The sequence below is a fragment of the Ornithinibacillus halophilus genome (genome assembly GCF_900129485.1).
Taxonomy (GTDB): Bacteria; Bacillota; Bacilli; order Bacillales; family Amphibacillaceae; genus Ornithinibacillus; species Ornithinibacillus halophilus.
Genome location: NZ_FQVW01000024.1, coordinates 14,620 through 33,684, shown reverse-complemented (window position 1 = coordinate 33,684; position 19,065 = coordinate 14,620). Strand labels below are relative to the sequence as shown.

Sequence of the window (19,065 nt, the reverse complement as noted above, 5' to 3'; positions counted from 1 at the left end):
TCACAATATCTCATATAAATTACGATTTGTTAAAAAAATGTGTAAATTGTGTGGTCTTTGTTGATTCCTCGCGAATTTTGTCTTATAGTATATCTGGTAGGTTTATGTCACTTACAAAACAGAATGTACTTAAAGATATTTTAGAGGATTTTAGGAGGATGTATTGTGAATTTATTAACAAGAGCAAGAAGAATTAATGCCACCTTGCAAAACTCAAGAGGTGATTCGGTTGATTATAAAGAACTTGCAGAAATACTGCGCGAGGTAATCAACGCAAACATTTTTATCGTTAACAAAGATGGTGACCTTCATGGTTTTGCCATTGTTCAAGAAATCGAAAATGACCGCATGAAGAATATGTTGGAAGAAAGACATTTCCCAGAAGAATATACAGATGGTTTAACTAGAATATATGAAACAACTGCAAATCTTGATATTGACAGTCAGTTTACTGCGTTTCCAGTAGAAAATAAAGAATTGTTTAAAACGGGCCTTACAACATTAGTTCCAATTGTTGGTGGTGGGGAACGCTTAGGAACATTAATCTTGTCTCGCCTAGATCAAGATTTCCAAAGTGATGACTTATTGTTAGCAGAATATGGTGCAACAGTTGTTGGTATGGAAATGTTACGTGAAAAATCAGAAGCAAAAGAAGAGGAAGTACGTAGCAATACCGTTGTTCAAATGGCAATTGGCTCACTATCATATAGTGAATTAGAAGCAGTAGACCATATCTTCGAAGAGTTAGATGGCGTAGAAGGTTTACTAGTCGCTTCAAAAGTAGCAGACCGTGTTGGAATTACTCGTTCAGTAATCGTAAATGCACTAAGAAAATTAGAAAGTGCTGGTGTAATTGATTCGCGTTCATTAGGAATGAAAGGTACGTACATTAAAGTACTTAACAATAAATTCCTAGCTGAGCTAGACAAGCTAAGAAGTAAATAATAGTAAAAGGACCTATTCGTGATGGCGAGTAGGTTTTTTTGATAGGAATAAGAAACAATACTGATGGTTATTACGTCTAATATCTGAGGGGGTATTCAAATGCCTGTTAAAATCTTACTTAGATATACATTTATACTATTAACCGCTGTTATTTTAGTTAGTTGTGGTCAAGGAACAAGTGAAAAAAAGGTGAATTCAAAGGACGAGGATAATTGGGAAACAGGACATGGAGAGTTACTGAGTCAAATTGGTGATGTTCAAGAAAATGAAAATACTGTACAATTTCCAGATACAGAAGATCTATGGAAAGTAACTGAATACAATGCGCCAACTGGAAAATGGTTCTTAGAAAATGGAGAAGGGCAGTTAGGCTATGGTTTAGCAATGGGAATTAAGCGACCAAATGATGACTTTGAGGTGAGGTTATTCGCCCACGAAGAAGATGGCGTAACAATGGATCGTGACATTCGAATTCAATTGACCAAGCGAGAATCTTTAAAGGAGATTGAAGAAACTATAGTTGATGATTTCGTTTATGTGGAAACGGTTTTTGAGGACGAACAAATATATGTAAATGCTTTACCTAATGAGGAAAATGTGGCTTATATTCTAACTGTTGAAGTATTAAATCAAAAAGGTGAAGTGGAAGATACTAGAATTTCCTATATTTATGTCCCTTCTGAAGAGCTAAATGCAGCAATTAAAACTGATAAAAACAATTATGCAAACAGCGATTCAGAATTAACCTTAATATTAGAGAACTACGGACCAACCTATCTCTTCTTTGGAAAATCGTACACTGTTGAGAAAAAAGTAAAAGGTATTTGGAAAACAGTACCGTTAGAATTAGCATTTGAAGATATTGGATTAAATCTCTCAGTAAATAAGACATTTGAACAACAAGTGTCAATTGAAGAATTAGATAGTGGAACTTATCGTGTGGTGAAAGACATTCAAGCATCCAATATGGAGCTTTCAGCTACTTTAGCTGCCGAATTTACGATAGAGTAAGTCATTGTAGCAAGACCAAATAAGAATTTTTCTTAAGGGCATAATACGATTGTAGAATGAACCTTAGGAGGAATCGATATGTCAGAGGAAAATAAAAATAAAAACAAAGACAAGGGAAAGCAGCGCAACGTCATTAAATACGATACACAACCTAAACGAGAAAAAATGAAAGACACCGAAATTGCTGAAGACACAGAGTTCTTAAATTTAAATGGCAAACGAAATAAACGTAGAAGAGGATAAATGCGGTAAAGCAGTATAATTCCCTAAAACATCCGGACAGTTGAATTTATTAAGTTCATCTGTCCGGATTTTCTAATGGGAAAAAATCGTGTATTCCACAATTAGAAATGGTAAAATAGAGTATTGCTAATTGACATGATATTAAGTGGGGACTATAAATGGAAAAATTTTTAACATTGGAAGCTATTGAGAAGAAAATAAATCATTTACAGAACGTGTATGAAATAGATGAAGACAAATTTTATGAGATTGTTGATGTGTGGTTGGACCATGAGGGAATAATTGACGAAAAATTAATTGGAAGTTATAAAGAGTTACTTCAAATAGTAAGCGATGAAATTTCTAACATGGAAAATACGATCGATATGACTGCAACCTGTCGAATGGGATGTGCTTTTTGTTGCTACTTTCCTATTATCGTCAATGGGATGGAAGCGAAGTTGATGAAAAAGGCTATTGCCAGTTTCCCTTCAGAACGAAAAAATCAAATTGAACACCACTTAAAGAATTACTATGAAAAATATGCTGATAAGATAGATGATATCAAAGATTTAGACCGAGAAACGGATGAAGACTTCAAGTTGAAATACAGGAAAATCCTCATCCCATGCCCATTACTAAATACAGATACAAACCAATGCATGGCTTACGAAGTTCGACCAATACCTTGTAGGACATATATGAATTATACGGACCCTGAAGTATGTAAGGACAATTTCATGCCTAAGGAAACGATAAGCTTCGAGTTTTTATACGGCGAATATATGGGGGCTTTAAATGAATTTATGCAAATCTTGTATGAAGAAGGAGATACGGGGTTTGTAGAATATCCAAATGATGTGTATGAACATGATTATTTAATCAATTGGTTTAAATAAGTTCTGCACACCTCAAAGTCGAAATACTTTACTAATAAGCAAGTTTTTGCGCAAAATAGTAGTAAGTATAACAACAAAAGAAGGTGTCGTATGAAACTGAAGGTTAGTAGTGATGCAGCAAAATGGTTCATAGAGGAATTGGATTTAGAACAGGGAGACTTTGTTCAATTTTTCTTAAAAATTTATGGTGGAATCCCAACCGTACACCCTAACTATTTCTTAGGAATGAAAGTTGGTCAACAAGGAAATATTTTTGTAAAAGAGGAAGTAGAAGGAATTAATTTTTTCTTTACCGAAGAAGACTCTTGGTTTCTTGAGGAATATAATATGGAAGTTGTTAAGAAAGATGATGAAGTAGAATATCTTTTCCACGAAGTATGACCAAGAAATCCGCAATGTGAATTGCGGGTTTTTCATAAGCCAATAACAGCAACTAAAAGGACGGTTTTATATGGATGTAAAACTTGAACTAGTTTATAGTACCCCAAAAGGAACAACGGTTGACTTTACTTCTGATATGATGCGTGCAGAGAAAGCATTATTGATCATTGAAGATCTTGAGAAAACGAAACGCTTGAAACATATTACAATAATCGACCGTTATGATAGTACTTGGACAATTAAAGACCTAATGAAACATATAGAAGGAATTCAAACAGAACCTCACAATATCACGGTTTACTTCGATGGGGGATATGATATTCAAACAAAGAAATCTGGAATAGGTTGTGCCATTTATTATGAACAAAATGGTAAAACCTATCGTTTAAGAAAGAATACATTAATTGAGGAACTCGAATCTAATAATGAAGCAGAATACGCAGCTTTTCATTTGGCACTTCAAGAACTAGAGTTGATGGGAGTACATCATTTGACAGTTACTTTTGTCGGGGATTCTCAAGTAGTGATTAATCAGATGAATGAAGAGTGGCCAGTCTATGAAGAAGAACTTTCTAAATGGGCGGACAGATTGGAGCAGAAAATGGAACAATTAGGAATTCAGCCTGAGTATAAACTTGTTCCAAGAAAGAGAAACCGTGAAGCAGACCAGTTAGCTAGCCAGGCACTTAATCATATCGATATTACAAGTGTGATGGAGTTGCCAAACTAAATCCTCAGTGTTAAAGAGTTGTTTCACTGAGGAATTTTACTTCATTTTTGTAAAAGGAATGTTAAAGTACAAGATTATGATTACACTCCAAATTGCTGCAATTAACCATGCTAATAATGGTTTTCGATAATGAATTCGTAGAGAAGTAAACATCACTATGTTAAACAATACCGACCAAGCCATATTCCATCCGTTATGATGGGTGATTAACGTAAAAAAATGCAAATTAATATATTCAACTATGGAGTACAAGGAGACCCAGAATAAAATCCAACCTATCTTTTTCCATTTTTTTGAAGGAAAGTATCCAATAAAAAGAAATATTGTCGCTGGATAGGCAACAAACATAATTAATAAATTTATGATGGTATGATTCATTAGGATTTCTTGCCCAAAGACAGTTTCTTGATACTTCCATAAACTATTATTATACGTAATAATATTGGCAAAAAAATCACAAGCAATGAAAAAGAGTATTGTAGAATAATACTCTTTCCAATTTTCCAATTTCCCCCAAAATAACACTGCTATTAAGAATACTCCGTTATAAAAAAAATGCATTACTTTCTCTCCAATTCTCTAGCTTAAATCTCTTTTTGAAGTTTTCTAGTTATTGTAAGGCTGCCGATAACTAATAAATAAAGGATCGGATATATTGGAATGGAGTACCAAGGCTTCCATCTATAGTAATGAAAAATATCAACCATTACGGATATATATTCATAAGTTAAGGCAAAAGCCGAAAAACCAATAATGTATAGGGCTTTTTTAAAGAAACTCTTCTGATGAGGAAAGAAGTTGATAAACATTAAATTGACAGTGGGATAAATAAAAAAAGTAATTAGAAAGGTTTTATAGTCAACCCCAACTTCAAAATACCCATATAATCCATATTTAAATTCAAGTACAATATCTGTCATTAGGTGTAACACAGTAACAAACAATGTAGTTACATACATATCCAATTTTGATACATTTTTTGGCATAAAATAAACGATTGCAACAAATAAGATTATCGTTGTTATTAAAAAAATCATCATCGTTCCTCCAGTAGCTATATAAATAGTTTGAAATAAATATGTAAAAATATTCCTTTATAATAAAAAAATAGTGTAGATGCTTATTATAGGTAAGCACCTGCACTATTATTCTGAGGATGATTCTGTCTTGGTCGTATGTATGACGAAGCGAAATATCAATCTTCTAATTTCAAGACACCTAATTTATTAACTTCTAAAGAATAAGTTCCTTTCGGATAGATAAATGTCCATGGCATACTCGTTTTTGGAGGAAGATGATCAACTGATATGGAGAATGAGTACTCCCCAATCAATTCATGATTCACGGTGTAACTAACCATCTGATCTTTAAATATAAATGGCTCATTTGTTGTGTTATGGACAATTGCTATGACTAGCAAATCATCTTTATGATTTTTCGCATAACGAAGGGAAGTAAAGGATATTCCTTGAGATTGGTGATAAAGGTCCATATTTTTGTTAAACACTTGAATAATGTGTTCTCGATCGTCATTAGCAATGGTTTTATCCCAGGCAGATTCAAATTGTAATTGTTGCATAAGAAACCTCTTTCAATTTTTATTTACTAAATGAACGTAAGAGTATGTATACTCTATCATAAATTGAGGTATTTGGCATTATTCCAAAGGAGATAAATCTAAAGAAGACCATCAATCACATAGAATTGATGGTCTAATAGTCTATAAAATGTTTACCTAACAATGTGGAACAGCAACAGCTGGGTTTTCAGTCCATTCTTTCAAATCTTCGTCCATTGGGAATTCCTTTGCACGGTTGATTCGAGCATATTTGAAGAATAGTAATATTACGCTAATTGTAATGATGGCACTTAAGATATAAGTGATATCCATAGGTAATCTAAATCCAATTGGTGCATTTAGAATATAGGCCGTTACAACATATGTCATGAAAATACCAGGAATGAATGCAATCCAATAGTTGCGTTTACCGATAAACAAGTACATGGCACCTACCCACAGTGCAATTACTGCTAGAGATTGGTTTGCCCATGAGAAATATCTCCAAAGTAGAGTAAAGTCCATCGTTGATAAAACAATAGATATTGCAAATAGTGGCAAAGCAATCATTAATCGCTTGATAATTTTCTTTTGTGGAATATTGAAATAGTCTGCTATTACCATGCGAGCACTTCTAAAAGCAGTATCTCCAGAAGATAGAGGTAAAGCAATGATTGAAATTACAACGATCGTCCCAATAATAGAACCAAACATCATAGTTGCCGCTTCACTTACGATACCACTTGTGCCGACGGTGTTAATTAGCTCATTTAACGAAACAGGTCCATCAAATAAACTCATTGCGGCTGCAGCCCAAACCATGGCAATGATTCCCTCACCAATCATCATTCCATAGAAAATTCCTCGCCCTTCTTTTTCTCTACCAGTTGTACGAGCAATAATTGGTGATTGAGTGGCATGGAATCCTGATATAGCCCCACAAGAAATGACTAAGAATAACAATGGAAAAATAGGTGCTTCTTCAGGGTGTATGTTTGTAAATGATAATTCTGGAATTGGTGCTTGAGTTACCACTAAACCAATCCCGAGTGAAATGGTGCTAAGTAATAAGAGAATACCGAAAATCGGGAATAACTTTCCTATGATTTTATCAATTGGTAGCATTGTAGATAGGATATAGTATACGAACACAATCCCAATTAAGATGGTTAATGCTACTTTTCCATTAATAACATCGAAAATAAGTGTAGCGGAAGAACTTACGAATACTGTTCCAACTAGTAGTAATAACAAAATTGAAAATATGTTTACGATATGTTTCATGAATCTGCCTAAAAATTTTCCTGCTAGCTGTGGAAGATGAGCCCCACCATTTCTGATTGATATCATCCCAGTTAAGTAATCATGTACTGCTCCAGCAAAGATGCATCCAATAACGATCCATACAAATGCAACTGGACCATAAAGCGCTCCCATAATTGGCCCAAAAATAGGACCAACTCCGGCGATACTAATTAACTCAATTAACGAGTTTTTTGTTTTCTTTAGTGGCATATAATCTACGTTATCTTTTTTTGTTAAGGCTGGTGTTGGACGGTCATCCTTTACACCAAATACTTTCTCAACAAATTTTCCATATGTGAAATAACCAATGATTAATAGAATAATTCCTCCAATAAATGTAAACATCTTATGTTCCTCCCTCGGGTGACTTGTTATCGTTTACATGTCCATTATAGCTAGGAAGGACAGAGTGAAGGACTTATTCTGATAAGATGTCAATATCAATAGATAAGATGTTATTTCACGTGGATAAAAAGAAAACATTAAAGCTCAAGAATTTCTCTTAATGTTTTTACATAGTTTCTGCTAACTGGTAATTGTTCATCTTTTCCTTTCATGGATAAGTTATAAGCACCATTAAACCATGGCGTTAATCGACTAACATGATCCAGGTTTACAACATAACTTTTATGCGTTCGTAAAAATGGGTAGGATGAAAGTCTTGCTTCTAACTCCTTTAAAGTTTTTTTAGTTACAAAATCACTTGTTTTAGTAAAAACCTTAACCTGCTTCTCTTCACTATGTAAATACAAAATGTCATTGGGATCTATATAAATCACCTCACCTTCAACTTCAATCCCTAGTTTATTTACATTAGTGTGTTCTAATTCAGTAGTTGTGTTCAGCTTCTTCTCAATTCGTTGTACAGTCTGCTCTAGTAAATCTTCATCATAAGGCTTAAGAATGTAGTCGATAGCTTCATATCGAAAAGCTTGTACAGCAAAATCAGGATAAGCCGTTGCAAATACTAATAAAGGAGGTTTTTTTAAGTCTAATAGAAGTTCTGCCGTTTGCAATCCACTCATCACTGGCATTTCAATATCTAGAAAAACAACTTCAGGATGTTTTCTCATCGCTTGTACTAAACAACTTTCCCCAGAATCAGCTTCACCAATGATTTCTATGCTTTGGTACTGACTTAGTAAATAAATTAATTCTTCACGGTTAAATTGCTCATCATCTACCACTAGAACACGGATTTTTTGATTCATTCTAACATCTCCCATTACTCTGGAATTAGAAAGCTAACTCTCGTTCTAACATTAGGTTTGCTTTCAATCGTCAATTTGGCTTTTTCTCCAAACATCGATACTAATCTTCGGTTTATATTATAGATTGCCATACCAGTACCTGTCTTTGATGGTACTACTTGCTTTCCGATATGAGTCATTTTTTCCTCCGAGATTCCTTCACCATTATCTGTAACTGATACAAGAATGGAATGATCTTGTTTTTGTATAGTAATTGTTATTTTCCCATTTGCTGCGATGTTTCTTAACCCATGTTTTATAGCATTCTCTACAATTGGTTGTAATGATAATGGTGGTATTTTCTTGTTTAACAGGGTTTTATCAATATCATAAAATACTTTTAAACGATTGCTGAAGCGTGTTTCTTCTATTTCAAGATAAGCTTTTACATGTTGTAGTTCTGATTGGATGGGAGCTTCAGTAATCGTAGTGGAAGATACATTTTGTCTTAAAAAGTGTGAAAGTGCTAGTAATAGTTTTCGTGCCTTTGTTGGATCAGTTCGTATTAAGGATGTAATCGCGCTCAATGTATTAAAGAGAAAGTGTGGCCTCATTTGCGCTTGCAACGCCATGATTTCGGCTTCTTTGGCAAGTTGCAATTTCTTTTCTGCTTCTGCAATCTCTAATTGATTACTCAATAAATCACTTAGCCCTAATATTAACTCTTTAACGGTAGAATTAATTTCATTCTTTGATTCAAAGTAAAACTTTAATGTTCCGATCGTTTTATTTCTCTGTTTTAGGGGAGCGACTAGTACGGCATTTAGTGGACAATCTTTATTATCACAATGGATTGCTTTATCATTAGCGATAATTAATTTACCTGATTGAATAGTATCTCTTGTTGCTTTTGTTTGGATTTGACTTCCTTGAACATGGTGGTCACTGCCTAACCCTACATGAGCTAAAATCATTTCTTGGTTTGTTATGGAGACGGCAGTTGCTTTTGTTTCGCGATATAATATCTCACATACTTCTTTAGCAGATGGTTCATTTAACCCTTTCCGTAAATGGACAAGGGTTTGATCAGCAATTCGAAATGATAATTGTGCTTGATTTGCACTGATTTTTTCCTCTTGATTTAAGACGTTCTGAATAATTAACATAAATAGTGCACCACCAAAACCATTGGCAAGCACCATCGGAAGGCCGATGGTTTGAACAAGTGGTATGACTTTTTCTATTGGCCTTGATAACAAGAGAATGAGTGCCATTTGGATGACTTCTGCAGTTGCAGCAATGAAAAATACTTTTGGTAGGGGAATATTTCTCTCTTTTTTATGAAAATAGGCTGAAAATATACCTGCAATAATAGCTGCAACACCACAACTTAATGCAGTATATCCACCCAGCATATAACGATGAAGTCCTGCTAGAATACCTGCACCAATACCAATTTTATATCCACCAAGCAATCCACCTAAAACAACACCAATAACTCTGAAGTTTGCGATGGCCTCATCTTCTTGAACATTGATTGTCCATCGATCAATATCTAATGTGTCGGAACTAAAAGTAAGTCCTGCATATGTACCTACGATCCCAAATACTCCAAAGAAAAGTACAGCCTTATACTGCTGCATTTGATTCAAAGGGGTAGAAGATACCATATTTTGAAATAAAGGAAGCCTAGTTAAAGAGAAGGCTATCAGAACGATAATCCCTAGTCGTTCTAACATTAAAATTAATAACGTGTACATATTGTCAGTACCTTTCTATCAAACCATTGTATTTATCTTAGGATGAGATAAAAAGGCCCTGTTTAATCATTCTAGAAAAGCGAGTGTATGAAGGTATATTTAAAAAGGTCAATGAGCTGTACTCATTGACCCTATCTAATAAATAGTTCAATAATAGCGATAGCACCGGATATAAAACTAATCCCTGTTCCAATGATCCATTTTAGCAGTTTCATTTGACTTGCATGTAGATTGGCTTCCATTCGTTCCTCTAACTTTTCTAAGTCCGCTTTCGTAACTACTTGCTCTTCTTTTAATCTTTCATCAATTAGTACATGAACATCATTTTTATCTGTCTTCGTTTCGATTTGTTTTTCTTGATCATTGTGTTTTTCTTCGAGTTCTTCAACTTTTATTGCTATCCCTTCCTGCTTAGCATTTAAATCACTCATAAAAACCATCCTTCGTCAATGCGTCCTTTTTACATCATATGCATTTTATCGAAATGGTGAAAAAGGCATCGTAAATTAAAGGATAAATTAGTCAACGTAACAAATAATGATAGTAATCTAACAGAAAGATAGGTGGTTACTATGGATAGTCAATTTAGACCAGGAGAAGTAGTTTACATTATTATTAGAAACCCTCATGCACAAGATGTTGCACAAGTACAGCAGGCAGCGGTTGTAGAAAATCCTGATAATCCATCTGAACTCGCACTTTTTGCCCATGAAACATATTATCCTTTATCTGATGAATTTGCATTATTTAAATCAGAGGAAGAAGCCGAACAAGCCTACCAAGAAGCATTCGGTTCGGTAGACATTGAGGGATTTTATGGTTAAACCATTTGTTCCACAGTTAGTATATGTTGAACCACGTGCATTGGAATATCCGCTTGGGAAAAAGCTGTTGAAGAAATTTGAAGACATGGATATCGAGATAAGGGAAACAACCTCACACAACCAAATCCGTAATTTGCCAGGTGAAAACCATTTTCAAAAATATCGTATGGCAAAATCAACGCTAGTTGTTGGAGTTAGAAAAACATTAAAGTTTGATACATCAAAACCTTCTGCTGAATATGCCATTCCATTTGCCACTGGTTGTATGGGACATTGTCATTATTGCTACTTGCAAACTACGATGGGCAGTAAGCCGTACATTCGAACGTATGTCAATGTAGAGGAAATATTTGACGCTGCAGAAGAGTACATGCGTGAACGGGCACCTGATCCAACACGATTTGAAGCTTCTTGTACCTCAGACATAGTAGGAGTCGATCATTTAACACATACATTAAAAAGAGCGATTGAATATTTTGGTGAATCGGAACACGGACGGTTGCGTTTTGTAACAAAGTTTGCCCATGTCGATCATTTACTAGATGCGAAACATAATGGCAAGACAAGGTTTCGTTTTAGCATTAATGATGATTATATAATTAAATATTTTGAACCTGGAACATCTAGATTAAACGAACGAATTGATGCTGCAGCTAAAATTGCAGAAGCTGGTTATCCTTTAGGGTTTATCGTGGCACCAATCTATCTTCATGAGGGATGGAAAGAAGGATATAAGGAGATGTTTGAAAAACTCGAGGCAGAGTTGCCATCCTATGCCCGTAAAGATTTAACCTTTGAAATGATTCAACATCGTTTTACGAAACCTGCCAAAAGAGTTATTGAACAAAATTATCCCATGACTAAATTAGAATTAGATGAGTCGAAACGAAAGTGGAAGTGGGGAAAATATGGTATAGGAAAGTACGTTTATACCACTGAGGAGCAAGAGGATATTAAGGACACGCTGGGTGGATATATTAATCACTACTTTCCAGAAGCTAAGATCGAATACTTTACTTAAAAAGAAAGAGAGTTAAGACAAAAGTATTTTTGATATATCAGATCTTAACAATAGGAATTAATTCGGATTTGTTTAGATTGTGAGAAAATTATAGACTAGGCATAATTTCCACCGCTTCGGAAAATACACTTCGCTTTCCGCGGGCGGCTGGTGAGCCTCCTCGAGCTTCGCTCTCCGGGGTCTCACCTATGCCTCTGCTCCCGCAGGACAAGTAATGCTACGGCAGCATTATCATCGCACGAAGGAAATTGCTCTTTATTTCCGAGGAGTCTACGTGTATTTCCTCCACTAGTTTGGGAATCATTGGAAATTAATAAAACTCTTACTTTGATTCTATTAACTAAAATTGACGGCCAAACATCTAAAAACGAAAGAATCAGAACCTCTTTTTAGAACATTTGTCTTTAGAGTGGTTATTATTATTTTTTCCTAGCCTCTTTCATGGTTTAATTTTTATTCGAAACTTCCCTTAAGGCATTCTGAAATACTAAATCTAACTTTTTTGTCACTCCTTGGTTACGAAGAGGGGGTTGTTTATGTAAGTGATGCTTAATATCTTGTAATGATTTGGTGATGTAGGTATTAAGAGCATTAATATTATTAGGCACAACGTTCGTTTGTCCCAGTCGTTTATCTTGTAAAATTTCCTTTATGATCTTTTCAATCTCTTCATCACTTACAACTTGTTCCACTACTAAGTCCATATCCAAAGGTGGAAACGCATTGTGTTTTTTTATCCATTTACATATTAATATTGGTCTTAGGACGTTAATTAACAGTTTTACAGAATGATTACAATCGCCATCGAACTTTTTAAAATTACTCGATGCCATATTCACATAATGATGAAGGCAAGTAGTTGCAGAAAATACGGTTGGTTCCAGTTTTTTTATAGTCTCTATCGTAGTCGAATGTTGATAGTAGAGCATTTCCGAATGAAGCCATTCTAACAATGTCGGATTAGACTTTCTGAACAAACGGAGAGTCTTCGTTAATTCCCAACCACTAATATCCAGTGTATCAGAGATTTTTTGTTCAATGACATCCTTTCTTTTTCCAACTCCAATAGGGTCAATTCGTAAGTATTCTTTTGTTGGATACATATAAATAAACCGGACGTCGTAATCACTCATTGGCGATTCTAATCCCCAACTCCGGCTACCAGCTTCACATACATATAAGACAATAATTCCTTCATCATTCTCTAATTGCTTTATATAATCTTGAATGACATTTTTCACTGTGCTAATCCCCTCAGCATGCTAAATTTATTTATAATGAAAAAAAGATTCACGTTTGCTATGATATACATGTTATCTAGCAATGTAGGAGGTGTCAATCTGATTGCGTATTGGTAATCAGTCACCATGAGCTACTGGTTTGTATTAAACATTTTCTTATTGATTTTCGCAATTTGGCAAGTTGTGACACACGCATTATTTCCGGCTTTGCCTTCACACGTTATTGTCGGCTTTATAGGATTTTTATTCTTTTTATTTAATTGGACAAGGAATGCGGTTTTTGCAACGATTCGAACAGTACCAGAACGGAAAAAGAAGATTAAATTAGCGAATTTATCGAAAAAAGTTTTGCCATTTCATAGGTGGACAGGTACAACAGCATTACTTCTAATTATAGTCCATGCCATCATGGTGATCTCAAATTTAGGGTTTACCATGAAAAATGAAAAAATGCTTGTTGGGCTATTAGCGTTAATCATAATGGTTCTTTTAGTATTTACAGGGTGGTATCGATTAATTAAGCCATCAGGAACGGTTCGAAAAATTCATCTCTGGTTAGGAATGTCCTTATTCATGATGATCGCTATTCATTTATTGCTATAAAAAAACAGTGTGATAATCCACACTGTTAGTTAATGTTGCATATTTCGATTGGACAACCTTCACATCCGATTTCGTCTTTTAAGTAGTCTAGATCTTTGACTAAGATTTCACCATTTTTCATAACTGCTATTTTATCTTTTTTACGTAATTCTGCTAGCATACGATTGACGCTTTCACGTGTTGCTGCGCAGAAATTGGCTAATTCTTGATTTGTAAAACTAATATTAATTAACCAACCATCTTTATGTTCAATGCCATAACTATTTACAAGACGGATAAGCGTAGAATATAAGGCACCTTTTTTACCATTTAATAATAGGTCTCTTATTTTTGATTGGAATTTTCGCATATGGTTACTAGTCCATTTCATAAACTCAAATGTCAACATACTATTTTCTAATAATGCTCGTTCCAATTTATCTTTGTTTATAACGATAACCTCACCAGGTTCTAATATTTTTGCACTGAGTAAGAAGGCAGGGTTATCACTAAACAATGTTAACTCACCAATCAGATCATTTTTTTTACATATTCTTAATATCAGTTCTTTCCCATTAGCTGCAAGCTTGGACATTTGAACAATGCCTGATTGGATAATGTATATATCGTGTGCTTCTTCACCTTCATGAAAAATATACCCATCTTTCTCTATTTTACGAATAGTACCGATGGACTCTAGGAGTTCTCTTAACTGAGGAGAAATGGGCTCATCTCTATGTTTCCCTTTTAATAAAATCTCTGCCTGTGATTGCATTTTGCATCACACCCTTTCCCTTACTCTATGGTTACATTCTAACACGCTAAAATATGTACCCGTTGCGACGAAATTTACAAATTTATAACAATTATTTGTCGTATTACTAGATATATCTTGTAATGTGTGGCATGTTTACGTTAGAAGTACAAATACTAAAATGAACGTTAAATAGGAGGGGAAAGTGATGGAACTTACTGTTAAATGGAATGAAAAAATGGCCTTTTCTGGAATGACGCCATCAGGGCATGAACTTAAGATGGATGCTGCAGAATCGGTTGGTGGAGAAAATACAGGAGCAAGACCAACAGAATTATTAATGAATGCTGTTGCTGGTTGTACAGGCATCGACATTATTTCTATCTTAAACAAAATGAGATTAGAGCCAACATCTTTTCAAATGGATGTAAAAGGGGAACGTGCAGAAGATCATCCGAAAAAATTTACGGGTGTTCATATTCACTATGCTCTAGAGGGTGAGTTACAAGAAGACAAAGTTGTTCGAGCGATTCAGTTATCGAAAGACAAATATTGTTCTGTCTCTCATTCGCTAAGTGCTACCATTACTGCGAGTTACTCCATTAATGGAAAAAAAGGAGAACAAGAGGTTTAACTTTTGTTTGGTAATTTTTTACTATTGTTGTATGTTTTTTTATAAAAAGGGCAAACTATCTCTGACTCTTCAATAAAGGAGGTAGTATACGATGAATGGAATCCAGCGTTTGGCGTTGGCATTAATTATTATCGGTGCAATCAATTGGGGACTAATAGGTTTGTTTCAATTTGATTTAGTAGCTGCCATTTTTGGTGGACAAGAAAGTTTACTTTCAAGAGTTGTTTACACATTAGTAGGTATTAGTGGTCTTTATGCTTTATCCTTATTATTTAAATCAGATGAAGCATATGCCAGTCAAAGACGACTAAGAACCGATACGTAGAATTAATTGTAAACTGGAGCTGTCTCAGATCGTTGAGGCAGCTTTTTGTTTTGTCATTAAATGCGTTTTTAGTTTTAAAAAAATGGTTTGGGAAAAGTCTATACAAGTCAAAAGAAGAATGAAACTCCTATTTATTCTATACTAGTTGATGTTAAAAGGAAGCAATCCAGATCACACCGGTTGCTTCCTTTTAGTAAATTCAGAGATATCTAGTGGAAACTTCACTTATGAATTATTTTGCAAATTTATGATTTCCAATGGTAACTGTTACTTCACGTGATAAAATCCATTCACTTGATGATGTTTCTGGATTATAGAAGTAGATAGAACCATTTCCTTGTCCACGGAAAGCAATTGCTTCATTAACAGCTTTCATATCTTCAGAAGTATATCCTTCATTAATCGTGCCATTTTGTACTGGTGAAAATGCATAATATCCACCTGAACGCTCATATATAACTTCTTTAATCGTATCTGGAAATTCACTATGGTCGACACGATTAAGGATTACTGTCGCAACAGCAACTTTCCCCGCATATGGTTCTCCTTTAGCTTCAGCATGAACTAGTTTAGCCATAAGTTTTTTATCTTCTGTTGAGATAGCATCAGGTACTTTGATTGTTTCTCCAGCATATAAGAAGATTCCGGAGCGATTATTAGCAATCTGTAAGTTAGCAACACTCGTCCCATGCTTTTGAGCGATTGACCAGAATGTTTCTCCACTTTTTACAGTATATGAAGCAGCATCAGCACCAGTTGGCATAACGAGTAATCCAAATGATACAGAAGCAGCTATTAATAGATTTTTAACTTTTTTCATTTGTAAATCCTCCTAGTTGTAGTTTTGAAAGGTGATATCTTTGCTACAACTAAGAGATTACTAGATGTAATATAGTTTATCAGTAGCTAAATTTTTCCATATATTTTTTGGAGGGAGAAGTATAGATGCTTCAAGGAATAAGTTACATATTGGAAATATTAGGTAATTGTGAAAAAATCCCATTTAATGGTTTTGTTGGTAGCGGAAGGTTAAAGTATGACAGATATTACTGAAATGTTACTAGCACATTGGATATTAACGTGAGGTGGACTAGGACCATCCTGTCTCCACCTCAGTCGTTATCGTCTATGAGGAAAGTAGTTCAATTTTATGGTAGGTTTCCTTATCACATATAATATATAATTCTGCATCATTAGGAATCTTTTCATCTAGTCTTCTATTAATATCAAGTTGATCCCTATCGGCTATTAAAGTAGCACCTTGGGCGAGGAGATCCTGAAATGCTTCCTTATACGTATTCCAATTCTTATTCGATATTTTGTATAAATCGTCTCCATATTGTCTGCTGAGAAGTTGTGAATATACTTTACTAACTCCCTGGTACAAGGCAGCACGTACAGCCAACGAAGATATAGTTTCTTGTGATTGGATAAATTCATCTACTTTAACATGTTCAAAGTTTGAGAGATGTTCTTTATTTAAGACTTCTACAGTTGTATGGACAGCTGGTGCTAATCTTTATACTACAATCGCAACGTTCAACGTCTTTGCATCACGCAATGAAGAGTCTGGGATTGTATCATCTGAAAAGACGATAACAGATTTTGCTTTATTAATATTTGCTTTATATAATGTTTCTTTCTCAGTAGGGGAGCCCTGTATGTAATGTACTCGTTCGTTTGACACATCTACTGGGGATCTTTCAAGTGTATCAATCAGTACTACTTCTACTTTTTGATTGGATTTTAGTAATTCATTAATTGCAGATTCGCTTTTCTTATTCCAACCGATAATAATGATGTGATCTTGATTGGTATAGTTCATCTATGATTTTTCCTAGGACAATACCTACTAAGCCAATTCCAAATAGATACATAAAAATGGAAAATAACTTCCCAGCAGTTGTTACTGGTGAGAAATCGCCATAGCCAACAGTAGTAAATGTTGTTAGGACAAAGTAAAAAGCATTAAGAAGGGAATTAAAAGTTGTAGGTTCTATCAAATAGATGGTTACTGTACAAAAGAAGGTAAAAACGATAGTGGATACAAACAATGTAAGATTGCTCATTTTAATTAGGTTTAATCCTAGTCTAAGAAAAAAATGCATACACAATCCCCCGAAACTCATAAAAATTTAGAATATAAAAAAAGTATAAAGGAAATGGCTGTATTTTGTAAGATAAAAGGCGAATAAAAAGTGGCTATGCACCGATTTTTTTGCCTGTAGGAGCAACGGAGAGGATATTGTTTATCTTAAATGTACGTACTTGTTTACGGTAATAGCAGAATGCCACAATAGCATTCTCCTTAATGTCGACAACCCGTATAATACGTTGGGTTATGTTATTTGATTGATCCATATAAAAAATCATTAAATTTTGTTTACGTTGTTTCGATTGTAGATATAAATTATTCATCATTTTAATCACCTCAACTAGAACAAGTGTTCTGAATGTATGTTCTTATATTATCATGGCCTCATAACAAATGCAAGGTTATTTTTCTTCTTCTTCTGTTTCCTCCTCTGCCTCTTTTTCATCTTCATTATCCTCATCTAGATCAAGCCACGATAACATTTCACGAACAACGGTATTGATTTTTTCATCTACTGTTTCGTCACCATATTTCTTCTTAGCTAATTCAATGTTTTCAAAAACATCATCAGTAAATTTAATTATTGGTTCATCTTCTTCTAAGTTATTAAAAAGTTCGAGAATATCATCTAATGCTTTATCAAACTTTTTCTTTTCTTCTTCGTTAGCCTTCATTTATATCACCCCGTATTAGGATAACCAACCAACACAAAAAGTAAGCATAAAAATAAAAAGAATTGAGTCGGCATATAAATTAATAAGAATTGATAATTGGAGGGGGATTTCTTATGGGAGAGAAGAGAAGGAGTTTTATTTTAAACCCGATATTTTGGGTAATTGTTTTAATAATAGGTGCGGGTGTTTGGGGTTTTCTTTCTAATTTATAGGCAAATAAAAAGAATCGTTATCTTGTTTATGAAGATGACGATTCTTGTGTTTTGTACGGTATATATTATCTTTTTTAGTCTTCGTTTTTCTTGTACGTAAATCTAAACCTACATATGGACTACGGTTTATTTCTGGATTCAGCCTTCCTTCGCGAATCAATTTGCTTCTTTTCTTCTGTGCATTCGACTTTCCCATGTGTCACACTCCTTAAACTTTTGCCTATATTATATATGGAAAATGTAATTTTGAAAAGATTTAGTCTGCTTCCGTCTCTAGACGGAGATTTTTCTACATACAAAGGAGGGAAATTTTCTTTTGTAAAATCAGCCGTGGTGCCGAGGTTAAAAAGCCTCATGGGGAGTATGATAGTACTATAAGATAACCAATGAGGAGGAAGTAAATTATGTATAATGAAATATATTCAAGTATCGCGAAGGATAGAATGGAAGAGATGAGAAAGGCTGCAAAACAACAAAGAACTGCAGTAATGGCACGTAATAATAAAAGAAAATTAAATCTTTCCGTTAAGAAACCTCAAATTGCACTATTTTTACGCACAAGAAAAGCTAGCTAAAACCAAATGAAACTCCTCCTGTTGGTTGAAGGAGGAGTTTTTGATTTGGTGGGTATGCGCTTCGCCGGTGATCAGCAGAGTATATAATTCGCTCGCCTCAGGGAGAGAAGCGATCCCCAGGGTAAGG

General features: G+C 34.5%; 28 protein-coding genes. 12 read left to right on the top strand and 16 right to left on the bottom strand.

The window, feature by feature from the left end:
• Positions 1 to 165: 165 nt before the first annotated feature.
• From codY to BUB12_RS10565, 6 genes are all read left to right on the top strand, one after another.
• Positions 166 to 945: a GTP-sensing pleiotropic transcriptional regulator CodY gene (gene codY, locus BUB12_RS10585; protein ID WP_072890759.1), complete on the top strand. Its 780-nt coding sequence runs from the start codon at positions 166 to 168 to the stop codon at positions 943 to 945.
• 99 nt (positions 946 to 1,044) lie between these two features.
• A complete protein-coding gene (locus tag BUB12_RS10580) occupies positions 1,045 to 1,956 on the top strand; it encodes an immunoglobulin-like domain-containing protein (protein ID WP_072890757.1) in 912 nt (303 codons plus the stop codon).
• Between the two features lie 78 nt (positions 1,957 to 2,034).
• A complete protein-coding gene (locus BUB12_RS17865) occupies positions 2,035 to 2,199 on the top strand; it encodes a hypothetical protein (protein ID WP_200801055.1) in 165 nt (54 codons plus the stop codon).
• A gap of 158 nt (positions 2,200 to 2,357) precedes the next feature.
• On the top strand, positions 2,358 to 3,077 hold the full coding sequence (locus tag BUB12_RS10575; protein ID WP_072890755.1) for a YkgJ family cysteine cluster protein: 720 nt from the start codon (positions 2,358 to 2,360) through the stop codon (positions 3,075 to 3,077).
• Positions 3,078 to 3,167: 90 nt separating this feature from the next.
• Positions 3,168 to 3,458: a HesB/YadR/YfhF family protein gene (locus BUB12_RS10570; RefSeq protein WP_072890754.1), complete on the top strand. Its 291-nt coding sequence runs from the start codon at positions 3,168 to 3,170 to the stop codon at positions 3,456 to 3,458.
• Positions 3,459 to 3,528: 70 nt separating this feature from the next.
• On the top strand, positions 3,529 to 4,188 hold the full coding sequence (locus BUB12_RS10565) for a reverse transcriptase-like protein (RefSeq protein WP_072890752.1): 660 nt from the start codon (positions 3,529 to 3,531) through the stop codon (positions 4,186 to 4,188).
• Between the two features lie 36 nt (positions 4,189 to 4,224).
• On the opposite strand, the gene BUB12_RS10560 is transcribed toward BUB12_RS10565, so the two are convergent.
• From BUB12_RS10560 to BUB12_RS10530, 7 genes are all read right to left on the bottom strand, one after another.
• Positions 4,225 to 4,749, bottom strand: coding sequence for a CBO0543 family protein (locus tag BUB12_RS10560; RefSeq protein ID WP_072890750.1), 525 nt, complete (start codon positions 4,747 to 4,749; stop codon positions 4,225 to 4,227).
• A 23-nt stretch (positions 4,750 to 4,772) separates the two neighbouring features.
• The gene (locus BUB12_RS10555; RefSeq protein ID WP_072890748.1) at positions 4,773 to 5,225 is read right to left on the bottom strand and encodes a CBO0543 family protein; all 453 of its coding nucleotides are present in this window, start codon (positions 5,223 to 5,225) and stop codon (positions 4,773 to 4,775) included.
• 158 nt (positions 5,226 to 5,383) lie between these two features.
• On the bottom strand, positions 5,384 to 5,767 hold the full coding sequence (locus tag BUB12_RS10550; RefSeq protein WP_072890747.1) for an SLAP domain-containing protein: 384 nt from the start codon (positions 5,765 to 5,767) through the stop codon (positions 5,384 to 5,386).
• Positions 5,768 to 5,923: 156 nt separating this feature from the next.
• A complete protein-coding gene (locus BUB12_RS10545) occupies positions 5,924 to 7,396 on the bottom strand; it encodes a carbon starvation CstA family protein (protein ID WP_072890745.1) in 1,473 nt (490 codons plus the stop codon).
• 137 nt (positions 7,397 to 7,533) lie between these two features.
• Positions 7,534 to 8,262, bottom strand: a complete 729-nt coding sequence (locus BUB12_RS10540) for a LytR/AlgR family response regulator transcription factor (protein ID WP_072890744.1) — start codon at positions 8,260 to 8,262, stop codon at positions 7,534 to 7,536.
• A 14-nt stretch (positions 8,263 to 8,276) separates the two neighbouring features.
• Positions 8,277 to 10,001, bottom strand: coding sequence for a LytS/YhcK type 5TM receptor domain-containing protein (locus BUB12_RS10535; RefSeq protein WP_072890742.1), 1,725 nt, complete (start codon positions 9,999 to 10,001; stop codon positions 8,277 to 8,279).
• 131 nt (positions 10,002 to 10,132) lie between these two features.
• Positions 10,133 to 10,432: a hypothetical protein gene (locus BUB12_RS10530; RefSeq protein ID WP_072890741.1), complete on the bottom strand. Its 300-nt coding sequence runs from the start codon at positions 10,430 to 10,432 to the stop codon at positions 10,133 to 10,135.
• Positions 10,433 to 10,573: 141 nt separating this feature from the next.
• Here BUB12_RS10530 and BUB12_RS10525 point away from each other — a divergent pair, with 141 nt between their 5' ends.
• Positions 10,574 to 10,825, top strand: coding sequence for a transcriptional regulator SplA domain-containing protein (locus BUB12_RS10525; RefSeq protein WP_072890739.1), 252 nt, complete (start codon positions 10,574 to 10,576; stop codon positions 10,823 to 10,825).
• Positions 10,818 to 11,846, top strand: a complete 1,029-nt coding sequence (gene splB / locus BUB12_RS10520; protein WP_072890738.1) for a spore photoproduct lyase — start codon at positions 10,818 to 10,820, stop codon at positions 11,844 to 11,846. The genes BUB12_RS10525 and splB overlap by 8 nt, the downstream gene beginning before the upstream one ends.
• A 446-nt stretch (positions 11,847 to 12,292) precedes the next feature.
• Here the strand turns inward: splB and BUB12_RS10515 are convergent, their stop codons facing one another.
• Positions 12,293 to 13,087: a nucleotidyltransferase domain-containing protein gene (locus BUB12_RS10515; protein WP_072890736.1), complete on the bottom strand. Its 795-nt coding sequence runs from the start codon at positions 13,085 to 13,087 to the stop codon at positions 12,293 to 12,295.
• A gap of 126 nt (positions 13,088 to 13,213) precedes the next feature.
• Between BUB12_RS10515 and BUB12_RS10510 the strand changes: the two genes are divergently transcribed.
• Positions 13,214 to 13,690 carry a hypothetical protein gene (locus BUB12_RS10510; protein ID WP_072890735.1) on the top strand — a complete coding sequence of 159 codons (477 nt, stop codon included), beginning with the start codon at positions 13,214 to 13,216 and terminating at the stop codon, positions 13,688 to 13,690.
• Between the two features lie 25 nt (positions 13,691 to 13,715).
• On the opposite strand, the gene BUB12_RS10505 is transcribed toward BUB12_RS10510, so the two are convergent.
• Positions 13,716 to 14,444, bottom strand: coding sequence for a Crp/Fnr family transcriptional regulator (locus tag BUB12_RS10505; RefSeq protein WP_072890733.1), 729 nt, complete (start codon positions 14,442 to 14,444; stop codon positions 13,716 to 13,718).
• Positions 14,445 to 14,631: 187 nt separating this feature from the next.
• Here BUB12_RS10505 and BUB12_RS10500 point away from each other — a divergent pair, with 187 nt between their 5' ends.
• Together BUB12_RS10500 and BUB12_RS10495 are read left to right on the top strand one after the other, a co-directional pair.
• The gene (locus BUB12_RS10500) at positions 14,632 to 15,057 is read left to right on the top strand and encodes an OsmC family protein (protein ID WP_072890731.1); all 426 of its coding nucleotides are present in this window, start codon (positions 14,632 to 14,634) and stop codon (positions 15,055 to 15,057) included.
• Between the two features lie 91 nt (positions 15,058 to 15,148).
• Entirely contained in the window at positions 15,149 to 15,382 is a 234-nt protein-coding gene (locus BUB12_RS10495; protein WP_072890729.1) for a DUF378 domain-containing protein, read from the top strand.
• Positions 15,383 to 15,614: 232 nt separating this feature from the next.
• On the opposite strand, the gene BUB12_RS10490 is transcribed toward BUB12_RS10495, so the two are convergent.
• From BUB12_RS10490 to BUB12_RS10470, 7 genes are all read right to left on the bottom strand, one after another.
• Positions 15,615 to 16,202: a cell wall hydrolase gene (locus BUB12_RS10490; protein WP_072890728.1), complete on the bottom strand. Its 588-nt coding sequence runs from the start codon at positions 16,200 to 16,202 to the stop codon at positions 15,615 to 15,617.
• Between the two features lie 306 nt (positions 16,203 to 16,508).
• Positions 16,509 to 16,787, bottom strand: a complete 279-nt coding sequence (locus tag BUB12_RS18030) for a hypothetical protein (protein ID WP_234982661.1) — start codon at positions 16,785 to 16,787, stop codon at positions 16,509 to 16,511.
• A 114-nt stretch (positions 16,788 to 16,901) separates the two neighbouring features.
• On the bottom strand, positions 16,902 to 17,207 hold the full coding sequence (locus BUB12_RS18025; protein WP_234982659.1) for an NAD-binding protein: 306 nt from the start codon (positions 17,205 to 17,207) through the stop codon (positions 16,902 to 16,904).
• Positions 17,161 to 17,490: a potassium channel family protein gene (locus BUB12_RS18020; protein ID WP_234982657.1), complete on the bottom strand. Its 330-nt coding sequence runs from the start codon at positions 17,488 to 17,490 to the stop codon at positions 17,161 to 17,163. The genes BUB12_RS18025 and BUB12_RS18020 overlap by 47 nt, the downstream gene beginning before the upstream one ends.
• Before the next feature lie 94 nt (positions 17,491 to 17,584).
• The gene (locus BUB12_RS10480; protein ID WP_072890726.1) at positions 17,585 to 17,800 is read right to left on the bottom strand and encodes a hypothetical protein; all 216 of its coding nucleotides are present in this window, start codon (positions 17,798 to 17,800) and stop codon (positions 17,585 to 17,587) included.
• 78 nt (positions 17,801 to 17,878) lie between these two features.
• Entirely contained in the window at positions 17,879 to 18,151 is a 273-nt protein-coding gene (locus BUB12_RS10475; RefSeq protein WP_072890724.1) for a hypothetical protein, read from the bottom strand.
• Between the two features lie 201 nt (positions 18,152 to 18,352).
• Positions 18,353 to 18,559: a hypothetical protein gene (locus tag BUB12_RS10470; protein WP_072890723.1), complete on the bottom strand. Its 207-nt coding sequence runs from the start codon at positions 18,557 to 18,559 to the stop codon at positions 18,353 to 18,355.
• 208 nt (positions 18,560 to 18,767) lie between these two features.
• Here BUB12_RS10470 and BUB12_RS17680 point away from each other — a divergent pair, with 208 nt between their 5' ends.
• The gene (locus BUB12_RS17680) at positions 18,768 to 18,938 is read left to right on the top strand and encodes a hypothetical protein (protein WP_159431567.1); all 171 of its coding nucleotides are present in this window, start codon (positions 18,768 to 18,770) and stop codon (positions 18,936 to 18,938) included.
• Positions 18,939 to 19,065: the final 127 nt, after the last annotated feature.